Consider the following 17,548-nt stretch of genomic DNA (forward strand, 5'->3'; position numbering starts at 1 on the left):
GCCCGATTCGAAGGAGGTCGCCGGTGAACGGCGCGCTGCTGGTGGCCGGGACGACCTCGGACGCCGGAAAGAGTGTGGTGACGGCGGGGATCTGCCGGTGGCTGTGGCGGCAGGGGGTGCGGGTGGCGCCGTTCAAGGCGCAGAACATGTCGCTGAATTCGTTCGTGACGGCCGACGGGGCGGAGATCGGGCGTGCGCAGGCGATGCAGGCGCAGGCGGCGGGGGTGGAGCCGGAGGCGGCGATGAACCCGGTGCTGCTGAAGCCGGGGGCGGACGGCCGGAGTCAGGTGGTGCTGATGGGGCGGGCCGTGGCGGAGGTCGGGGCGCTGGACTACCGGGACCGGAAGCCGGTGCTGCTGGAGCGCTCGCTGGAGTGCCTGGCGGACCTGCGGTCGCGGTTCGACGTGGTGGTCTGCGAGGGTGCGGGCTCGCCGGCGGAGATCAATCTGCGGGACCGGGACATCGCCAACATGGGCCTGGCGTCGGCCGCCCGGCTGCCGGTCGTGGTGGTCGGGGACATCGACCGCGGCGGGGTGTTCGCCTCGATGTTCGGGACGCTGGCGCTGCTGTCGGCGGACGACCAGTCGCTCGTCGCGGGCTGGTTGGTGAACAAGTTCCGCGGTGACGCGCGTCTGCTGGCACCGGGGTTGGAGATGCTGCGGCAGTTGACGGGGCGTCCGGTGCTGGGGACGTTCCCGATGCTCCAGGGGCTGTGGCTGGACGCGGAGGATTCGCTGGATCTGGCGTCGGTCGCGCAGCGCCCGGCGGCGGGTGGGCCGGTGGGGGCGGAGGTGTTGCGGGTCGCGGTGGTGCGGTTCCCGCGGTTGTCGAACTTCACGGACGTGGACGCGCTGGCGCAGGAGCCGGGTGTGCTGGTGCGCTGGGCGACCCGTCCGGAGGAGCTCGCGGACGCCGACCTGGTGGTGCTGCCGGGGACGCGGGCGACGGTCGCGGACCTGGCCTGGCTGCGGGCGCAGGGCCTGGTGGAGCCGCTCGCGCGGCGCGTCGCGGCGGGGCTGCCGGTGCTGGGCGTGTGCGGCGGGTACCAGATGCTGGGCCGGGAGATCGTGGACGCGGTCGAGTCCCGGGCCGGCACGGTGGACGGGCTCGGGCTGCTGCCGACCCGGGTGGTGTTCGGCGCGGACAAGGTGCTGGCGCGTCCGACGGGCGTGGCGCTCGGTGAGCGGGTGGCGGGTTACGAGATCCACCACGGGGTGGTGTCGGTGGACGGTGGCGAGCCGTTCGTCACCGACACCGACGGCCGGGCGCTGGACGGCTGCCGGGTCGGGCCGGTGTGGGGGACGACCTGGCACGGGGTGCTGGAGAACGACGCGTTCCGCCGGGCGTTCCTCGCCGAGGTGGCCCGCGCCGCCGGACGGGCGTTCGTCCCGGCGCCGGACACCTCGTTCGCGGCGGCGCGGGAGCAACGGCTGGACGCGCTGGGCGACTTGGTGGCGGAGCACGCCGACACGGACGCGCTGTGGAAGCTGATCGAGAACGGGGCGCCGGCAGGTCTGCCGTTCGTGCCGCCCGGAGCTCCGGCCCCGGTGGAGATGGAGAGGTCGAAGTGACTGAACTGACCGATGCCCGTTACCCGTTCACGGCTGTCGTGGGGATGGACGACCTGCGGCTGGGCCTGTTGCTGAACGCGGTGTCGCCGGCGGTGGGCGGCGTGCTGGTGCGGGGCGAGAAGGGCACCGCGAAATCGACCATGGTGCGCGCGCTGGCAGGGCTGCTGCCGTCGATCGCCACCGTGGCCGGCTGCCGGTTCGCCTGCGACCCGGCCTCGCCGGACGCACAGTGCCCGGACGGCCCGCACTCCGATGAAGGCGCGGCAGAACGTCCGGCATTCCTGGTGGAGTTGCCGGTCGGCGTCTCCGAGGACCGGGTGGTCGGCTCGCTGGACCTGGAACGGGCGCTCGCCGAGGGCGTGAAGGCGTACGAGCCGGGGCTGTTGGCGAAGGCGCACCGGGGCGTGCTGTACATCGACGAGGTGAACCTGCTGCAGGACCACCTGGTGGACCTGCTGCTGGACGCGGCGGCGATGGGGCGTTCGTACGTGGAGCGCGAGGGCGTGTCGGTGCGGCATGCGGCGCGGTTCCTGCTGGTGGGGACGATGAACCCGGAGGAGGGCGAGCTGCGGCCGCAGCTGCTGGACCGGTTCGGCCTGACGGTGGAGATCGCGGCCACCCGGGACGCGGACGAGCGCGCCGAGGTGGTGCGCCGCCGGCTCGCGTACGACGCCGATCCGGCCGGTTTCGCGGCGAGTTGGGACGAGCGGGAGCGGGAGCTCGCCGAACGGATCGGCGCGGCACGGGAGTTGCTGCCGTCGGTCGAGCTCTCCGACCTGGCGCTGCGTCAGATCACGGCGGTGTGCGCGGCGTTCGAGGTGGACGGCCTGCGCGCCGACATCGTGATGGCCCGCACCGCGGTGGCGCTGGCCGCGTGGGCGGGGCGCACCGAGGTGCTCGAGGAGGACGTCCGCAAGGCCGCCCAGCTGGCACTGCCGCACCGGCGGCGGCGCAACCCGTTCGACGCGCCGGGCCTGGATCAGGAGCAGCTGGACCGGACGCTGGCCGAGCACCAGGAGCCGGACGGCGAGGGCCCGGACGACGAGGGCCCCGGCGACGGTCCGGGCGACGGTCCGGGCGACGGTCCGGGCGACGGCGGCAACGGCCCGGACGGCGGCGGCTCCCCCGCACCGTCCGACCCCAACTCCCCTGCGCAGGAGGCGAGTTCGGAGGCCCCGCCCGCGCCGCCGCAGCAACGGCCGGGCGGCTCCCGGGAGTCGTCCCCGGTGGCGTCCGAACACCCCTACCGGACGCGGCTGTTCAAGGTGGACGGCACCGGCCGGGGCGCGCAGGGACGGCGCTCCCCCGCCGAGACGGACGCCGGGCACACCGTGCGGGCGCGCCGGCCGCAGGGCCGGCTGACCCGGCTGCACCTGAGTGCCACGCTGCGCGCGGCGGCGCCGCACCAGGTGGCGCGCGGGCGGGCCGGCCGGGCGCTGGTGCTGCGGCGGGACGATCTGCGCGAACAGGTGCGCCGGGGGCGGGAGTCGAACCTGGTGCTGTTCGTGGTGGACGCGTCCGGGTCGATGGCGGCCCGCCAGCGGATGACGGCGGTCAAGGGCGCGGTGCTGTCGCTGCTGATGGACGCCTACCAGCGGCGCGACAAGATCGGCATGGTGACGTTCCGGGGCTCCGGCGCGGAGCTGGCGCTGCCGCCGACCTCCTCGGTGGAGGTGGGCGCGGCCCGGCTGGAGCAGTTGCCGACCGGCGGGCGGACGCCGCTGGAAGCGGGCCTGCTGCGGGCGCACGAGGTGCTGCGGGTGGAGCGGCTGCGCGACCCGGACCGGCGGGCGCTGCTGGTGGTGGTGACCGACGGCCGGGCGACCGGCACGCGCGACGCGGTGGCGCGGTCGCACCGGGCGGCGGGGCTGCTGGCTGCGCAGGGGGTGGCCGCGGTGGTGCTGGACTGCGAGTCCGGCCCCGTCCGGCTGGGCCTGGCAAGGGAGTTGGCGGCGCACCTGAACGGCGACGCGGTGAGCCTGGACGAGCTGCGGGCCGAGGGCGTGGCCGCGCTGGTGCGCGAGGCCCGGACGGCGATGACCTCCACTGCTACGACCTCCACGACCTCTACGACCTCTACGACACGAAAGGCGGCGTGAGCAGGATGCCCAAGGGAGTTGCGGAGAACGTCCCGGACGACGGACTGACCACCCGGCAGCGGCGGACGCTGCCGATCACGGCGGTCCACACCGGTCCGGGCAAGGGGAAGTCCACGGCGGCGTTCGGAATGGCGCTGCGGGCCTGGAACCAGGGCTGGCCGATCGGGGTGTTCCAGTTCGTCAAGTCGGCGAAGTGGAAGGTCGGCGAGGAGAACGCGCTGCGGGTGCTCGGCGAGTCCGGGCAGGGCGGCACGGTGGCGTGGCACAAGATGGGCTCGGGCTGGTCGTGGGTGCAGCGCGACATCGAGTCGTCCGAGGAGGCGGCCCGGGAAGGCTGGGAGCAGGTCAAGCGGGACTTGGCGGCCGAGACGTACCGGTTCTACGTACTGGACGAGTTCACCTACCCGCTGCACTGGGGGTGGATCGACGTGGCGGAGGTGGTGGAGGTGCTGCGCGACCGACCGGGCAGCCAGCATGTGGTGGTGACCGGCCGCAACGCGCCCGAGCAGTTGCTCGAACTGGCCGATCTGGTCACCGAGATGACCAAGCTGAAGCATCCGATGGACGCGGGCCGCAAGGGCCAGCGCGGTATTGAGTGGTAGACCCTTGAACGACAGCATTCCCCGGCTGGTGGTGGCCGCCCCGTCCTCCGGCGCGGGCAAGACCACGGTGGCGACCGGCCTGATCGCGGCGCTGGCCGCGCGCGGGCTGAAGGTGTCCCCGCACAAGGTCGGCCCGGACTACATCGACCCCGGCTACCACGCGCTGGCCGCCGGGCGTCCGGGCCGCAACCTGGACGCCTGGATGAGCGGCCCGGAGCGCATCGCCCCGCTGTTCGCGCACGGCGCGGCCGGGGCGGACGTGGCGGTGGTCGAGGGCGTGATGGGCCTGTACGACGGGGCGGCGGGGCGCGGCGAGTTGGCGTCCACGGCGCAGGTCGCGAAGCTGCTGCGGGCGCCGGTGGTGCTGGTGGTGGACGCCTCCTCGCAGTCCCGTTCGGTGGCGGCGCTGGTGCACGGCTTCGCGTCCTGGGACCCGCAGGTGCGCCTCGCCGGGGTGATCCTCAACAAGGTCGCCTCGGACCGGCACGAGACGCTGCTGCGGGAGGCCCTGGAGGAGGGCTCCGGGGTGCCGGTGCTCGGCGCGGTACGGCGGGCGAAGGCGGTGGACACCCCGTCCCGCCACCTGGGTCTGGTGCCGGCCGTCGAACGCTCGGCGGAGGCGCTGCGGGCGGTCCGCGAGATGGGCGAACTGGTCGCCGCCTCCGTCGACTTGGACGAAGTGCTGGCGCTGGCCCGGACCGCCCCGCCGCTGGATTGCACGGCGTGGGACCCGGCGGCCGAGGTGGAACCGCTGGTCGGTCCCCGGCCGCGGATCGCGCTGGCCGGCGGCGCGGCGTTCTCCTTCTCGTACGCGGAGAACGCCGAACTGCTGACCGCCGCCGGGGCCGAGGTGGTGCCCTTCGACCCGCTGCACGACGAGCAACTGCCGGAGCGGACCTCGGCGTTGGTGATAGGCGGGGGCTTCCCGGAGGTGTACGTCTCCGAGCTCAGCGCGAACGCCTCCCTGCGGGCGGCGGTCGCCCAACTCGCCGCCAGCGGCGCCCCGGTGGTCGGCGAGTGCGCCGGACTGCTGTACCTGGGGCGGGAGTTGGACGGCCTGCCGATGTGCGGGGTACTGGACACGACGGCACGGATGACGCCCCGGCTGACCCTCGGCTACCGGGAGGCAGTGGCGCTCGCCGACTCGCCGCTCGCTGCGGCCGGGTCCCGGGTGCGGGGCCACGAGTTCCACCGCACCGTCACCGACCCGGCGGCCGGCCCGTCCCCCGCCTGGGGCTGGCGCACCCCCACCGGCCCGCACACCGAGGGCCACCTGCACGGCTCGGTGCACGCCTCCTACCTGCACCTGCACTGGACGGGGGCCCCCGCCCTGCCGACCCGGCTGGTCCGGCACGCCGCCGCCTGGGCCGCCTCGCACGACGGGAGCTGACGGGAGCTGCCGGAGCTGCCGGCAGCTGACGGGAGCCGACGACGGATCGGCCGCGCGAGCCGGGCTCGCGCGGCCGACCGGGCCGGTCAGGCCGGGGGACGGCCGGGGGACGGCCGGTCAGACCGGCTGGCTGCCCTTCTTGGACGGCTCCTCCTGCGCGGTCGCCAGACCCAGCGCGCGGCGCAGCGAGATGATTTCCTCGTCGCCCAAGTTGTCCTCGGCGACGCCCAGTTCACGGCGGAGGGTGGCGTTGTCGGTGGACCGGTAGGCCGCCAGGTAGTGGTCGGACGCGGTCATGGACTTCGCGATCAGGCGGTCGACGGTCGCCTTGTCGGCGGTGTTCCAGTGCGCGGCCTTCAGCATGGTGGCCTGCTTGGTGGCGGCCACGCTCATGTCCTTGGCCCAGGTCCGGAACGCCTGCGGGTCGTCCTCGACCTCACTGTCCTCGTCCGGGCCGTTGATCCAGGCACGGTCGAACTGGTTGGTGGCGTCCAGCAGTTGACGCTGGTCGGTGGTCAGAGTGCTGGGGTACTTCTGCAGCGAGCCGGTGCGCGACGACTTGTCCTCGTTGCCCAGGAAGCAGACGATGCGGCGGCTGCCGGAGGTGTTCCAGCCCAGCCGGTCGGGGAAGTAGTAGAAGGTCGACACCGAGTCCGGAATCGTCCAGGTGTCCGCCACATAGGTGTCGACATGCGCCGGGCAGACCTCGTCGGCCTCCGCCTTCAGCGCGTCCTCGCCCGGGTACTTGCCGTCCTGCTTGCTGGTGGGCTGCGTCCAGTAGACCTCGCCGTGGTGCGAGGACGTGCAGTCCACGGGCTTGGCGAAGCCCGTCATCGCCCGGTTGAAGCACTGGCCGACCCGCAGCCGGAACGGCGAGTCCGGCGTGGCGGCGTTCGACGTCGACGTGACGTGCGAGGGCGTGGAGCTGTCGTCCTCGAAGTCCTGGACGCTGAAGGTGCCGCCGATCACCGAGAGCACGAACAGCACCATGCCGAGGCTGCCGGTCACGATGCCGGAGATGGCCAGGCCCTTGCCGCGCTCACCGGTCCGCTTGATCTGGCGCAGCGCGCCGATGCCCAGACCGATGCCGATGAAGCCGAAGTAGCAGCAGACGATGCCGGTGATCAGCGAGGCGATGGCCAGGTTGTTGGTGTACAGCGACCGCTGCTGCTGCGGGTACATCACCATCGGCCCGGTCGGCGCGCCGGGCACGCCGGGCGGCGGGTACCCGCCCGCCCCCCACGGCTGCTGAACACCCGTCGGCGCCCACGGGTTGCCCCCGGCGGTCGCGTCGGGCTGGGCCGCGCCCCACGGGTTCGCCCCGGGCGGCACCGGCGCACCGGCCGGCGCGACGCCAGGGGCGGGCGGCGGCGCGACGGGCGGCGCCCACGGGTTCGCGGGCGCCGGCGGCGCGCCGGGGGCCGGCGGCGCGTCAACTGGCGTGGCGGCGACAGCCGGAGCGTCGACGGACGCAGGCTCCGGCTCGTCGGACTGCTTGCTGAACGAGATCGCCACCGGTGCATCCACGGCAGGCCCGACCGCGACGGCGTCAGCGCTCCCCGCGTCCGCCGCTTCCGCGGCGGGGGCCGGCGGTGCGTCAACTGACGTGGCGGCGACAGCCGGAGCGTCGACGGGCGCGGGCTCCGGCGCGTCGGACTGCTTGCTGAACGAGATCGCCGCCGGTGCATCCGCGGCAGGCCCGACCGCGACGGCGTCAGCGCTCCCCGCGTCCGCCGCTTCCGCGGCGGGGGCCGACTCGGGCGCGGCCGGCTGCTTGCTGAAGGAGACCGCGGCCGCTGGCCCTGCGTCTGCGGCGTCAACCGTGGGCGTGGCGGGCGTGGTCGGGGAGTCGTCCCGGGCGGCGTCGGGGACGGCCTCCCCGGAGCGCTCCTGGTCGAACGACATGGGTTTCCCCCTTGGGGCGTGGAACTGTTCGACGGCTGCGCGAATATAGCGGACCGGTCCGTCGCTCTCCCAACGAGTTCCGCGCCGAAGTTCCAGCACCAGGAGCCTGACCATTGCATGCAATGCATGCATCGCACTACGCTGCCGCCGTGCAGACCGAGAGCACCCGCCGCAGCCTGCGGGAACTGATCCTGGACGGCCGCTACCCACCGGGGGCGCGGCTGGGCGAGGTGGAGGTCGCGGAGACCCTGGGGGTGAGCCGCACGCCGGTCCGGGAGGCGTTCCGGACGCTGACCGCGGACGGCCTGCTGGCCGCCGCCGGGCGCGGCGTCCGGGTGGTGGAGCTGTCCGCTGAGGAGCTGTCGCACGTCTACCGGGTGCGGGCCGCGCTGGAGGCGCTGACCGCCGAGCTCGCGGCCGAGCGGCAGCGGGCGGGCCGGCTGGCCCCGGCCGAGCTGACCGACCTGGCGGCGCTCGCCGACCGTACGCACCGGGCCACCGTGGAACGCGAGTTGACGGAGGCGGTGCGGCTGAACCGGCAGTTCCACCGGCGGGTCGCGGAGCTTTCCGCCAACCCGGTCGCCCTGCACTCGTTGGAGCGGCTGTGGGACCAGATCCAGGTCTCCACCCACCGTTCTCTGCACGCGCCCGACCGCACCGCCCTGGTGGACGACCAGCACCGTGAGCTGCTGGCCGCCGTGATCGCCGGGGATCCGGCCGCTGCCGGGGCGGCCGCCCGGCGGCACGTCCTGGACACCTGCGCCGCCGCCCGGCCGCCCGAGAAGGAGTGACCTGATGGCCCTGTCCCACCACTACGCGGTCCGTGTCGACTGGACCGGCAACCTCGGTACCGGTACCGACACCTACCGCTCGTACTCCCGCGCCCACGACATCTCCTCGGACGGGGTGCCGACGCTGCTCGGCAGCGCCGACCCGACGTTCCGCGGCGACCGTTCGCGGTGGAACCCGGAACAGTTCCTGCTGGCCGCGCTCGCCCAGTGCCACATGCTGTCGTACCTGTCGCACTGCGCGCGCCAGGGCGTGGTGGTGCTGTCCTACACGGACGAGGCGGAGGCCACCATGGAGACCGCGGGCGGCGGCGGCCACTTCACCGAGGCGATGCTGCGGCCCCGGGTGGAGATCGCCGACGAGTCGATGCGCGAGCAGGCCGAGGCCCTGCACGGCCCGGCCGGCCGGGACTGCTTCATCGCGTCCTCGGTGAACTTCCCGGTCCACCACGAGCCCGTCATCACGGTGCGCGCCGCCTCCTGACGGACCTCCTTGATGCTCAGTCAACTTCCTTGGTATAGCTGGCTACAGTGCTTCCGCTGAGGCTGACTCCAGGAGAAAGACGGAGGCCTGCCGGATCGATCCGGGCGTGATGACGGCGAAGACTCGTGGTCATGCGAATCACTCAACGAGGCGCCGCCCTCGCCGCCGCCACCACCGTCCTGCTCGGCCTGACGGCGCCGCTCGCCGCCGCCGCTCCCGCCCCTGCCCGGCCCGCCTGGGCCGCCTGCACGGGCGGGGCGGCGGACGGGCGGCAGCAGTGCGCCGAGGTGACGGTCCCGGTCGACTACCGACAACCCGACGGGCCGTCACTGACGCTGGCGGTCTCCCGGATCACCGCCGCCAAGCCGGATCAGCGGCGCGGCGTGCTGGTGCTGATCCCGGGCGGGCCGGGCGGCTCCGGCCTGAACGGGCCGAGCAGCGCCGTGAAGCGGCTGCCCCAGTCGGTGCTGGACAGGTACGACCTGATCGGCTTCGACCCACGCGGCGTCGGGCGTTCCAGTCCGGTCTCCTGCGGGCTCGACTACGCCGACCTGGCGCCCGGCAAGCTGCTGCCCTGGCCCGCGCCCGACGGGCACGGCGGCGATGCCAACCTGACCACCGGCCAACGCATCGCCGACCGCTGCGCGGCCAACGGCGGCCCGGTGCTGCGCAGCATCACCACCCGGAACGAGGCGCGGGACATCGACCGGATCCGGCAGTCCCTCGGCGAGCGCCGGATCTCCACCTGGGGCGTCTCCTACGGCACCTACGCGGGCGCCGCGTACGCCACGATGTTCCCCGACCGCACCGACCGGATCCTGCTGGACAGCAACGACAACCCGGATCCGGTCCTGGCCGAGCGCAGTTGGCTGGCCGCCTTCGCCACCGGCGCGGAGGACCGCTTCCCGGATTTCGCGGCCTGGGCGGCCTCCCCCGAGGCCGGCGAGTTCCGGATCGCCGACACCCCCGAGCAGGTCCGCACCGCCTACCTGACGGCCGCCCAGCAGTTGGACGCGGCCCCGCTGCCCTGGCCCGGCCACAACCCGGGCGTACTGGACGGCAACGGCGTGCGCGGCACGCTGCTGAACAGCCTGTACGCGGACGCCAAGTTCCCCGCCGCGGCCGCTCTGATCCAGGCCGCCCAGGGCCACCGCCCGCTGCCCGAGCAGGGGCCCGCGCCGGACGCGGCGGAGCTTGCGCAGATGCAGGCTTCCACGGCGGTCACGGTCGCCACCCTGTGCAACGACGTCAGCTGGCCGCGCGACCTCGGCTCGTACGCCGCGGCGGTGGCCGCCGACCGGGTCGCGCACCCGCTCACGGCCGGCATGCCGGTGAACGCCTCGGCCTGCGCGTTCTGGCACTGGCAGCCCGCCGAGCCGCCGGTCCGGGTCACCGACGACGGGCCGTCCAACGTGCTGATGGTGCAGAACCTGCGCGACCCGGCCACGCCCTACGCGGGGGCGCTCAAGCTGCGCGCGGCGTTCGGCGACCGGGCCAGGATGGTCACGGTCGACTCCGGCGGCCACGGCTCCTACCTGTCCCACGGGAACGCCTGCGGCGACGCGCTGGTGTCGGAGTTCCTGGCCACTGGCCGCCGCCCGGCCCGGGACGCGTTCTGCCCGAAGGCCGGGTGAGGCCGGTGCGCGGCCCGATCAGCACCCGTCCGTCCGGGGTTCGTCCGGCCGGTGGCGGTGCGTCGGGCCGCGCCCGTTCGTCAGCCCAGGTCGCGGCGGCGCAGCCCGGCCAGGCCCGCCCCGGCGGCGAGCGCGGCCAGCGCGGTGGTCCACAGCAGCGGCGCGGCGGTGAACGTCCCGCCGGGCAGGTGCGGAAGGTGCGTGAACGGCGACAGGTCGAGCACCCACTGCGGCAGTTGCAGGATCGGGCCGAGCCAGGCGACCAGCACGAACACGCCGAAGCCGACCCAGCCGGCCGCCGTCCAGCGCGGCAGCAGGCCGTACACGGCGAGCGCCACGGCGGCGGTCAGCCACACCGCGGGCAGCTGGACCAGCGTGGCACCGAGCATCCGGGCGACGGCGTCGCCCGTCCCGTGGCCGGCGGCGCTGCCGAGCGCGGCGCTCTGCGCCAGCCCGGCGGTGAGGCCGGCGGCGGCCAGCAGCACGGTGGTGCCGAGCAGCGGGAACAGCAGGTGTCCGCCCGCCCAGCGCAGCCGGGAGACGGCACCCGCCAGCACGGGTTCGGCCCGGCCGGCGCTCTCCTCGGCGCGCAGCCGCAGCACGGACTGCACGGCGTACACGGCGGCGATCATCCCGAACACCCCGGCGATGGTGGAGAGATAGGCGTTCAGCACGCCCTGCTGTCCGCCGAGCCGGGCCATCACGTCGGCCATCTGCTGGTTGTCGCCGACCAGGTCGACCACGCCCTTGGCGACGCTGCCGAACACCGCGCCGCCCGCCGCGAAGGCCAGTGTCCACCCGATCAGGGCGCCGCGCTGCAGGCGGCGGGCCAGTGCGGCGGCGTCCGCCAGGCCGGGCGCGGCGACGGCGGGGCCGGGGCGCTGCGGGAGCAGCCCGGCGCCCAGGTCGCGTCGTTCGACCAGGGTGCGGGCCAGCGCGGTGAGCAGCGCGGCCCCGCCCAGCGGCAGCACCAGCACCCACCAGCGGTCGCCGGCGAACGCGCGGACCTGCTCGCTCCAGCCGATCGGGGAGAGCCAGCTCACCCAGCCCGTGCCGCTGCCGGAGTCTCCGACGGCGCGCAGCACGAAGGCGAGGCCGATCGCCGCCCCGGCAAGGCCGTTGGCGGCCCGCCCGGTCTCGGCGATCTGCGCGGTGACGGCGGCCAGCGCGGCGAAGAACACCCCGGTGGCGCCGAGCGCGAGGCCGAACGCCAGCGCCCCGGCGGCGGATTGACCTGCGGCCAGCAGGACGATCGTCACCAGGGCGGCCAGCGCGGCGTCGGCGGTGAGGGCGGTGGCGAGTGCGGCGGTCAGCGGGGCGCGGCGGCCGACGGCGCCGGCGCCGATCAGTTCGAGCCGCCCGTCCTCCTCCTCGGCGCGGGTGTGCCGCACCACCAGCAGGGTGGACATCAGCGCGGCCAGCACCGCCCCGAAGACGCCCATCCGCCACGCGGTCAGCCCGCCGATGGTGGAGCCGTCGAAGATCGGGCCGTACAGGGCGCGCAGCGAGCCGTTGCCGTCGATGCTGGCCGCGAAGGTCCGCCGGGAGGCCTCGTCGCCGTACAGCGTGCGGAAGGAGAAGGCGGTGGAGGCGACCATGCCGGTGCCGACGTACACCCACACCGGCAGGGCGATCCGGTCGCGGCGCAGGGCGAGGCGGTAGAGGGTGCCGGTGCCGGTCAGCGCGTAGCCGCTCATCGGGCGGCCGCCGTCGAGGTCGAGGGGGTGTCGGCCGGATCGTTCTCGTAGTGGCGAAGGAAGAGTTCCTCCAGCGTGGGCGGCCGGCTGGTGAGGCTGTGCACGCCGACGGCGGTGAGCTCGGTGAGCAGGGTGCCGAGCTGTTCGGTGTCGACCTGGCAGCGCAGCCGGTTGCCGTCGATCGTCAGGTCGTGGGCGTAGGCGGGGTGCGGCGGCGGCCCGGTGAGGACGGCGTCCACCGAGGTGCGGGTGAGGTGGCGCAGGTCGTCCAGGGTGCCGGTCTCCACGGTGCGCCCGGCCCGGATGATCGACACCCGGTCGCAGAGCGCCTCCACCTCGGACAGGATGTGGCTGGACAGCAGCACGGTGGCGCCCCGGTCGCGGGCCTCGGCGACGCACTCGCGGAACACCTCCTCCATCAGCGGGTCCAGGCCGGAGGTGGGCTCGTCCAGGATCAGCAGGTCGGCGTCGCCGGCGAACGCCGCGACCAGCGCGACCTTCTGCCGGTTGCCCTTGGAGTAGGCGCGGCCCTTCTTGGTGGGGTCGAGCTCGAAGCGCTCCAGCAGCGCGGCCCGGCGGATCGGGTCGAGTCCGCCGCGCAGCCGTCCGAGCAGGTCGATCGCCTCCCCGCCGGAGAGGTTGCGCCACAGCGTCACATCGCCCGGCACGTAGGCGATTCTGCGGTGCAGCGGGACGGCGTCGCGCCACGGGTCGCCGCCGAGCAGGGTGGCGGTGCCGGAGTCGGCGCGCAGCAGGCCGAGCAGGACGCGGATGGTGGTGGACTTGCCCGACCCGTTGGGGCCGAGGAACCCGTGAACCTCGCCCTGCTCGACCGTGAGGTCCAGTCCGTCCAGGGCGCGGGTGCGGCCGAAGGTCTTCACCAGGCCGGACACCGAGATGGCGGTCGTCATGAGCTCGACGCTACTCTTGTTTCACAAATCCGTGAAGCTGCCGAAAGTCCCGGATCTTCGCGTTGCCGCCGAAGGTGTGTGAAGGTGGGCGGACGCCCGGTCGGACGGATGTCGGGGAGGGTTCCGGTGGTGCAGGTGAGTGAGGTGGGCGACGTGAGCGGCGTGGACGCGCAGCGGGATCCGGCGGCGGTGTCCGAGTTCGTGGAGCGGTTCGCCACGGTGCTGACGGACGCCGGGTTCCCGCGGATGTCGGCCCGGGTGTTCACCGCCCTGCTGACCGCCGACTCCGGGCGGCTGACCTCCGCCGAACTGGGCGAACTGCTCCAGATCTCCCCCGCCGCCGTCTCCGGCGCGGTCCGCTACCTGACCCAGGTCGACCTGGTCAGCCGCGAGCGCGAACCCGGCACCCGCCGGGACCGCTACCGCATCCACGACCACGTCTGGTACGAGGCCACCGCCAACCGCGACCGCACACTGTCCCGCTTCGATTCCAGCCTGGCCGAGGGCGTCGACGCGCTCGGCCCGGACACCCCGGCCGGTCAACGCCTCGCCGAATCCCTGGAGTTCTTCGCCTTCCTGCGGGTCGAGCTCCAACAGATGATGCAGCGCTGGCGCGACCGCGAGAAGTGAGCGACCGCTATCGCTGCCGTTCCCGCACCCGCGGGCCCCGCGGCCCCCACAGCGGCATCGAGAGGACCAACAGGACCAGCACGGCCACCAGCCCCGCGGTCCACCGCACCGCACCGCCCGGATCGGGCAGGTTCTCGGTCGGATACTGCCGGCCGGCCGGGTCGTACGTGACCTCCAGTCGGTTGCCGACGTCGCGGCCCTCGCAGGGGCTCAGCCGCTTGGCGATGTCCTGACCCTCGGCGGTGCGCAGCAGGCAGTACCCGGCCGCCTTACCGTTGCGGGGATGGACGGCGGTGATCTGGGCGACCGTGCGCTTCCCGTCCGTGCTCAGCACGGTCCCGCTCACCGCGCCGGTGCCGAAGAACCCGATCCCGGCGAACAGCACGAGGACGAGGAGCGCCGCGATCGACGTGGCCTGGGTGCGGTACGCATACCCGACCAGACCCGTCAGAGCTATCCCCAGCAGGCAAATCACCACCCACGCAACGGGGTTGGCCGCGCCGAACTGCCAAACCGCCAGCCACGACAGCGCAAGGCTCCCGAACAGCGCGGGCACCGTGTACCACGCCCAGAAACGGTGCGGGTGTTCCTCGGACTTCACGTCCATGTCGATCCCCCCATTGATCATTCGGATCAAGAGGGACACTACTCCTGCCCATGAGCCACCGTCAGTCGGGGTGCCCGGCCCACCGCTTGCCCTGGCGGGGGTGGGTGGCGGTGACCACGGCGAGCGTCCGACGACCGTCGCGAGCAGCTGCCGGCCGTCGGTGGCCGGCTACACCCGCCAGTCCGCGGGCCCGCCTGCGGCCACCGGCTCCGACGGCCCGCCGGGGCGCTGCCGGCGGCGGCCGGCCCAGAACGGGAGGGAGACCAGCAGCGCGACCAGTGCGGTGCCGACGCCCGCCGTCCAGTGGAGGGGGGTGTCCGCGTCGAGGGGTTCCCAGATCGGGGCCTGCCGGTCGGACGGGTCGGCGGTCACCGTCAGCTGGCGGCCGACATGGAGGTTGCAGGCGTCGAGCGGGTGGCGGATGGCGGTGCCGTCGGGTCGGCTCACCTCGCAGGTGGGGAGGTGGGTGCCGTTGCGCGGGTGGACGGCGGTGACGGTGACGGTGATCTGCTGCCCGTGGTCGGCCAGTGACCCGGTCCGGACCGCCGCCATCCCGGCGAAGCTCAGCCAGAGCGCCAGCCCGCCGGCGACGAATGCCGCCACCCCTCCCCGGGGGGTGCGGTAGTTCAGCGCGACCACCAGGATCAGCGCGGTCGGCGTGACGGCGTGCAGCAGCTCGACGGCCTCCGAGCCGCCGAACAGGTAGGTCAGCAGGCCGATCGGCGCCGCGCAGCAGAGCAGGGTGAGCAGCGCGTACAGCGACCCGCGCCAGGGCCGGCCGGTACCGGTCTTCTCGTTCATCGCGTCCTTCGTGTCGATCTTGACGCGGGGACCCTACCGGCGGCGCGGCCGGGCTGTCAGCCGAGATACGCGGGGGCGACGGCGGAGCGCACCAGGACGGCGGGGGCGCCGGTGCCGTCGGCGGGGACGGTCCACAGGTCGGAGCCGTAGTCGCCGGGGAGCGAGTACATCAGGGTGTGGCCGTCGGACCAGAGTGCCTGGTCGTCGATGTTGCGCTGCTCGGCGGTCGCGGTCTCGGTCATGGTGGCGAGGTCGAGCACGTACAGCCGCCACGGCGCGGCCGGGTCGGCGCCGGCCACCCGCTTCTTGTAGGCGACCCGGGTGCCGTCCGGGGAGAGTGACGGGCATTCGACGTTCTGGTGCAGGGTGGTCAGGGTGCGGGCGGCGAGGTCGCCCTGGACCAGGTAGGTCTGGCCACCGGTGGCGACCGTCGCGTAGAAGCGGTTGTCGTCGGTGGCGAAGGTGACGCCCCAGACGTTGAGGTCGGACGCCTGGACGGGGTGGCCGTCCTTCAGTACCTGGAAGGTCTCCAGGTTGTCGTAGAACTGCCAGTTGCGGGTGTCGACGATCGCGGTGCGGGTGGAGAAGCCGGTACCCGCGTAGGAGTCGCCGCTGACGAACACCGTCCAGCCGGCCAGGTGTCCAGACGGGGAGACCCGGGCGCGGGTGGGGATGCCGGGCGCGGGGAAGCGCTTGATCTCGTGCAGCGAGGCGTCCAGCACGGACGCGTGGTAGGTGTCGTCGAGCGCGCCGTGTTCGGCCTGCAGGCAGATGCCGGTGCCGGCGGCGGCGTGGAAGCGCAGGCATTTCACACCGGACGCGGTGCGGGCGCCGTCCGGGTGGTCGGCGGGCACGGCGGCGACCTCGTCGCGGTGCGGGCCCCAGGCCAGGTTGCGCAGCAGCAGTTGACGGCCCGCCGGCTCCAGCGTCACCGCCCCCTCGCGCACCGGTGGCCCGCCGGCCTGCTCCTGGTTGCGCCGGTCCGCCCGGCCGGCGGCGTACCGGACGGCGAACGTCCCGATGCCGGCGAGCAGCACCACGGCGGCCACCAGCACCACCAGCTTCCGCCGCAACTGGGCGTCCCCGACCGGGGGTTCGGGCGCCTCGGGGTCCGGGTCTACGGCAACGGGAGCGGTCATGCGAGGTGCCCTCCGGACGGGGGTTCGGGAACGGCGGTCGGACGGAGCAGGCGGGTGGCGGCAACGGCCGCGACGGCGAGGGCCAGGGCGGTGCCGGTGAGGGCGGCGCGCGGTCCCCACAGCGTCCAGGCGGCGCCGAAGGCGAGCGAGCAGACGAAGCGGGCGAGCGCCTGGCCGGTGCCGACCAGGGCCTGCCCGGCGCCCTGCTGCCCGTCGGGGACGGTCGCGGCGGTGGCGGCGGCGAGCACCCCGTCGGTGGCGGCGTAGAAGGTGCCGTGCAGCAGCAGGACCAGCACGGCGGCGCTCGCGCCGCGCAGCGGGGAGAGCACCACGCCGTACCCGGTGAGCAGCAGGGCGTGGCCGGCCAGGAACAGGGTGCGGCGGCCGATCCGGTCGGCGATCATGCCGAGCGGGACGGCGAGGGTGAGGAAGACGGCGGCGGTGCCGAGCGGCAGCAGCGGGAACAGGTGGGCGGGCAGGCCGAGTCGGCGTTGCAGCAGCAGGTACAGGAAGGAGTCGCTGACGGTGGTGAGGCCGAGCAGTACGGCGGCCAGGGTGAGCCGGCGCAGCGCGGGGCGTCGCAGCAGCGCGAGCGCGTCCCGCAGGGTGGGGCGCGCCCCCGACTCGACAACAGTAGTGGTGGCCCGTCCCGGCACGAACAGCACCAGCAGCAGCACGCCGAGCACCGCGATGCAGCCGGAGACGGTGAACACCGCGCTGTAGCCGGCGCGTTCGGCCCGGTCGTCGGCGATCCGCAGCACCGCGAAGGCGAGCAGCGGGCCGAGCAGTGCGCCGGTGGTGTCCATCGCGCGGTGCACGCCGAACGCCCGGCCGCGGTGCTCGGGCGCGGTGGCCAGCGAGATCATCGCGTCCCGGGGTGCGGTGCGCAGCCCCTTGCCGGTGCGGTCGATGGCGAGGACGCCGCCGATCAGCGGCACGGTGTAGACGAGCAGCAGCAGTGGCTTGCACAGCGCGGACAGGCCGTAGCCGATCCCGGCGACGAGCTTGTGGCCGCGCGGGCTGCGGTCGGCGAGGTGGCCGCCGAGCAGCCGGACCAGCGCGCCGACGCCGTTGTTGATGCCGTCGAGCAGGCCGAAGCCGAGCGGGGACAGGCCGAGCGCGGCGACCACGTACAGCGGCAGGACGGCGCTGACCATCTCGGAGGAGACGTCGGTGACCAGGCTGACCGCGCCGAGCGCGAGCACGGTGCCGGGGACGGCGGCGCGCCGCCCCGGGCGGGTGCCCGGGGCGGCGGCCGTCTTGGTGGAACGGGCGTCCGCGAGGTACATC

At 74.2% G+C, this 17,548-nt stretch carries 15 protein-coding genes; 8 read left to right on the top strand and 7 right to left on the bottom strand.

Annotated features, from left to right (window positions below):
• Positions 1 to 23: 23 nt before the first annotated feature.
• From ACIHEI_RS19620 to ACIHEI_RS19635, 4 genes are read left to right on the top strand one after another with little or no spacing between them, the layout of a single operon-like run.
• On the top strand, positions 24 to 1,571 hold the full coding sequence (locus ACIHEI_RS19620) for a cobyric acid synthase (RefSeq protein WP_396607505.1): 1,548 nt from the start codon (positions 24 to 26) through the stop codon (positions 1,569 to 1,571).
• A 44-nt stretch (positions 1,572 to 1,615) separates the two neighbouring features.
• Positions 1,616 to 3,670 (top strand): putative cobaltochelatase, encoded by a 2,055-nt coding sequence (locus tag ACIHEI_RS19625; protein WP_396607612.1) that lies wholly within the window; start codon positions 1,616 to 1,618, stop codon positions 3,668 to 3,670.
• Positions 3,671 to 3,675: 5 nt separating this feature from the next.
• The gene (gene cobO, locus ACIHEI_RS19630) at positions 3,676 to 4,272 is read left to right on the top strand and encodes a cob(I)yrinic acid a,c-diamide adenosyltransferase (RefSeq protein WP_387646657.1); all 597 of its coding nucleotides are present in this window, start codon (positions 3,676 to 3,678) and stop codon (positions 4,270 to 4,272) included.
• A 4-nt stretch (positions 4,273 to 4,276) separates the two neighbouring features.
• Complete coding sequence (locus ACIHEI_RS19635; protein ID WP_387646209.1) at positions 4,277 to 5,662, top strand: cobyrinate a,c-diamide synthase; 1,386 nt, start codon at positions 4,277 to 4,279, stop codon at positions 5,660 to 5,662.
• 117 nt (positions 5,663 to 5,779) lie between these two features.
• On the opposite strand, the gene ACIHEI_RS19640 is transcribed toward ACIHEI_RS19635, so the two are convergent.
• Positions 5,780 to 7,567, bottom strand: a complete 1,788-nt coding sequence (locus ACIHEI_RS19640; protein WP_396607506.1) for a DUF4190 domain-containing protein — start codon at positions 7,565 to 7,567, stop codon at positions 5,780 to 5,782.
• A 149-nt stretch (positions 7,568 to 7,716) separates the two neighbouring features.
• On the opposite strand from ACIHEI_RS19640, the gene ACIHEI_RS19645 reads away from it, so the two are divergent.
• From ACIHEI_RS19645 to ACIHEI_RS19655, 3 genes are all read left to right on the top strand, one after another.
• Positions 7,717 to 8,358 carry a GntR family transcriptional regulator gene (locus ACIHEI_RS19645; protein WP_396607507.1) on the top strand — a complete coding sequence of 214 codons (642 nt, stop codon included), beginning with the start codon at positions 7,717 to 7,719 and terminating at the stop codon, positions 8,356 to 8,358.
• A 4-nt stretch (positions 8,359 to 8,362) separates the two neighbouring features.
• Positions 8,363 to 8,839, top strand: a complete 477-nt coding sequence (locus ACIHEI_RS19650; protein ID WP_396607508.1) for an OsmC family protein — start codon at positions 8,363 to 8,365, stop codon at positions 8,837 to 8,839.
• A 131-nt stretch (positions 8,840 to 8,970) separates the two neighbouring features.
• Positions 8,971 to 10,473 carry an alpha/beta hydrolase gene (locus tag ACIHEI_RS19655; RefSeq protein WP_396607509.1) on the top strand — a complete coding sequence of 501 codons (1,503 nt, stop codon included), beginning with the start codon at positions 8,971 to 8,973 and terminating at the stop codon, positions 10,471 to 10,473.
• 80 nt (positions 10,474 to 10,553) lie between these two features.
• Here ACIHEI_RS19655 and ACIHEI_RS19660 read toward each other — a convergent pair whose 3' ends face one another.
• Positions 10,554 to 12,170: an ABC transporter permease gene (locus ACIHEI_RS19660; protein WP_396607510.1), complete on the bottom strand. Its 1,617-nt coding sequence runs from the start codon at positions 12,168 to 12,170 to the stop codon at positions 10,554 to 10,556.
• Complete coding sequence (locus ACIHEI_RS19665) at positions 12,167 to 13,081, bottom strand: ATP-binding cassette domain-containing protein (RefSeq protein WP_392951940.1); 915 nt, start codon at positions 13,079 to 13,081, stop codon at positions 12,167 to 12,169. Before ACIHEI_RS19665 ends, ACIHEI_RS19660 begins: the two co-directional genes overlap by 4 nt.
• Positions 13,082 to 13,189: 108 nt before the next feature.
• Between ACIHEI_RS19665 and ACIHEI_RS19670 the strand changes: the two genes are divergently transcribed.
• The gene (locus tag ACIHEI_RS19670) at positions 13,190 to 13,711 is read left to right on the top strand and encodes a GbsR/MarR family transcriptional regulator (RefSeq protein WP_396607613.1); all 522 of its coding nucleotides are present in this window, start codon (positions 13,190 to 13,192) and stop codon (positions 13,709 to 13,711) included.
• A gap of 7 nt (positions 13,712 to 13,718) precedes the next feature.
• On the opposite strand, the gene ACIHEI_RS19675 is transcribed toward ACIHEI_RS19670, so the two are convergent.
• The 4 genes from ACIHEI_RS19675 to ACIHEI_RS19690 all read right to left on the bottom strand — a co-directional run bounded on the left by ACIHEI_RS19675 (position 13,719) and on the right by ACIHEI_RS19690 (position 17,547).
• Positions 13,719 to 14,318 carry a hypothetical protein gene (locus ACIHEI_RS19675; protein WP_396607511.1) on the bottom strand — a complete coding sequence of 200 codons (600 nt, stop codon included), beginning with the start codon at positions 14,316 to 14,318 and terminating at the stop codon, positions 13,719 to 13,721.
• A 168-nt stretch (positions 14,319 to 14,486) separates the two neighbouring features.
• Positions 14,487 to 15,119, bottom strand: coding sequence for a hypothetical protein (locus ACIHEI_RS19680; RefSeq protein WP_392951923.1), 633 nt, complete (start codon positions 15,117 to 15,119; stop codon positions 14,487 to 14,489).
• A gap of 56 nt (positions 15,120 to 15,175) precedes the next feature.
• Complete coding sequence (locus tag ACIHEI_RS19685; RefSeq protein WP_396607512.1) at positions 15,176 to 16,258, bottom strand: TolB family protein; 1,083 nt, start codon at positions 16,256 to 16,258, stop codon at positions 15,176 to 15,178.
• Complete coding sequence (locus ACIHEI_RS19690; RefSeq protein ID WP_396607513.1) at positions 16,255 to 17,547, bottom strand: MFS transporter; 1,293 nt, start codon at positions 17,545 to 17,547, stop codon at positions 16,255 to 16,257. The genes ACIHEI_RS19685 and ACIHEI_RS19690 overlap by 4 nt, the downstream gene beginning before the upstream one ends.
• Between the last annotated feature and the right edge of the window lies 1 nt (position 17,548).

Source organism: Kitasatospora sp. NPDC051984 (genome assembly GCF_044593455.1).
Taxonomy (GTDB): domain Bacteria; phylum Actinomycetota; class Actinomycetes; order Streptomycetales; family Streptomycetaceae; genus Kitasatospora.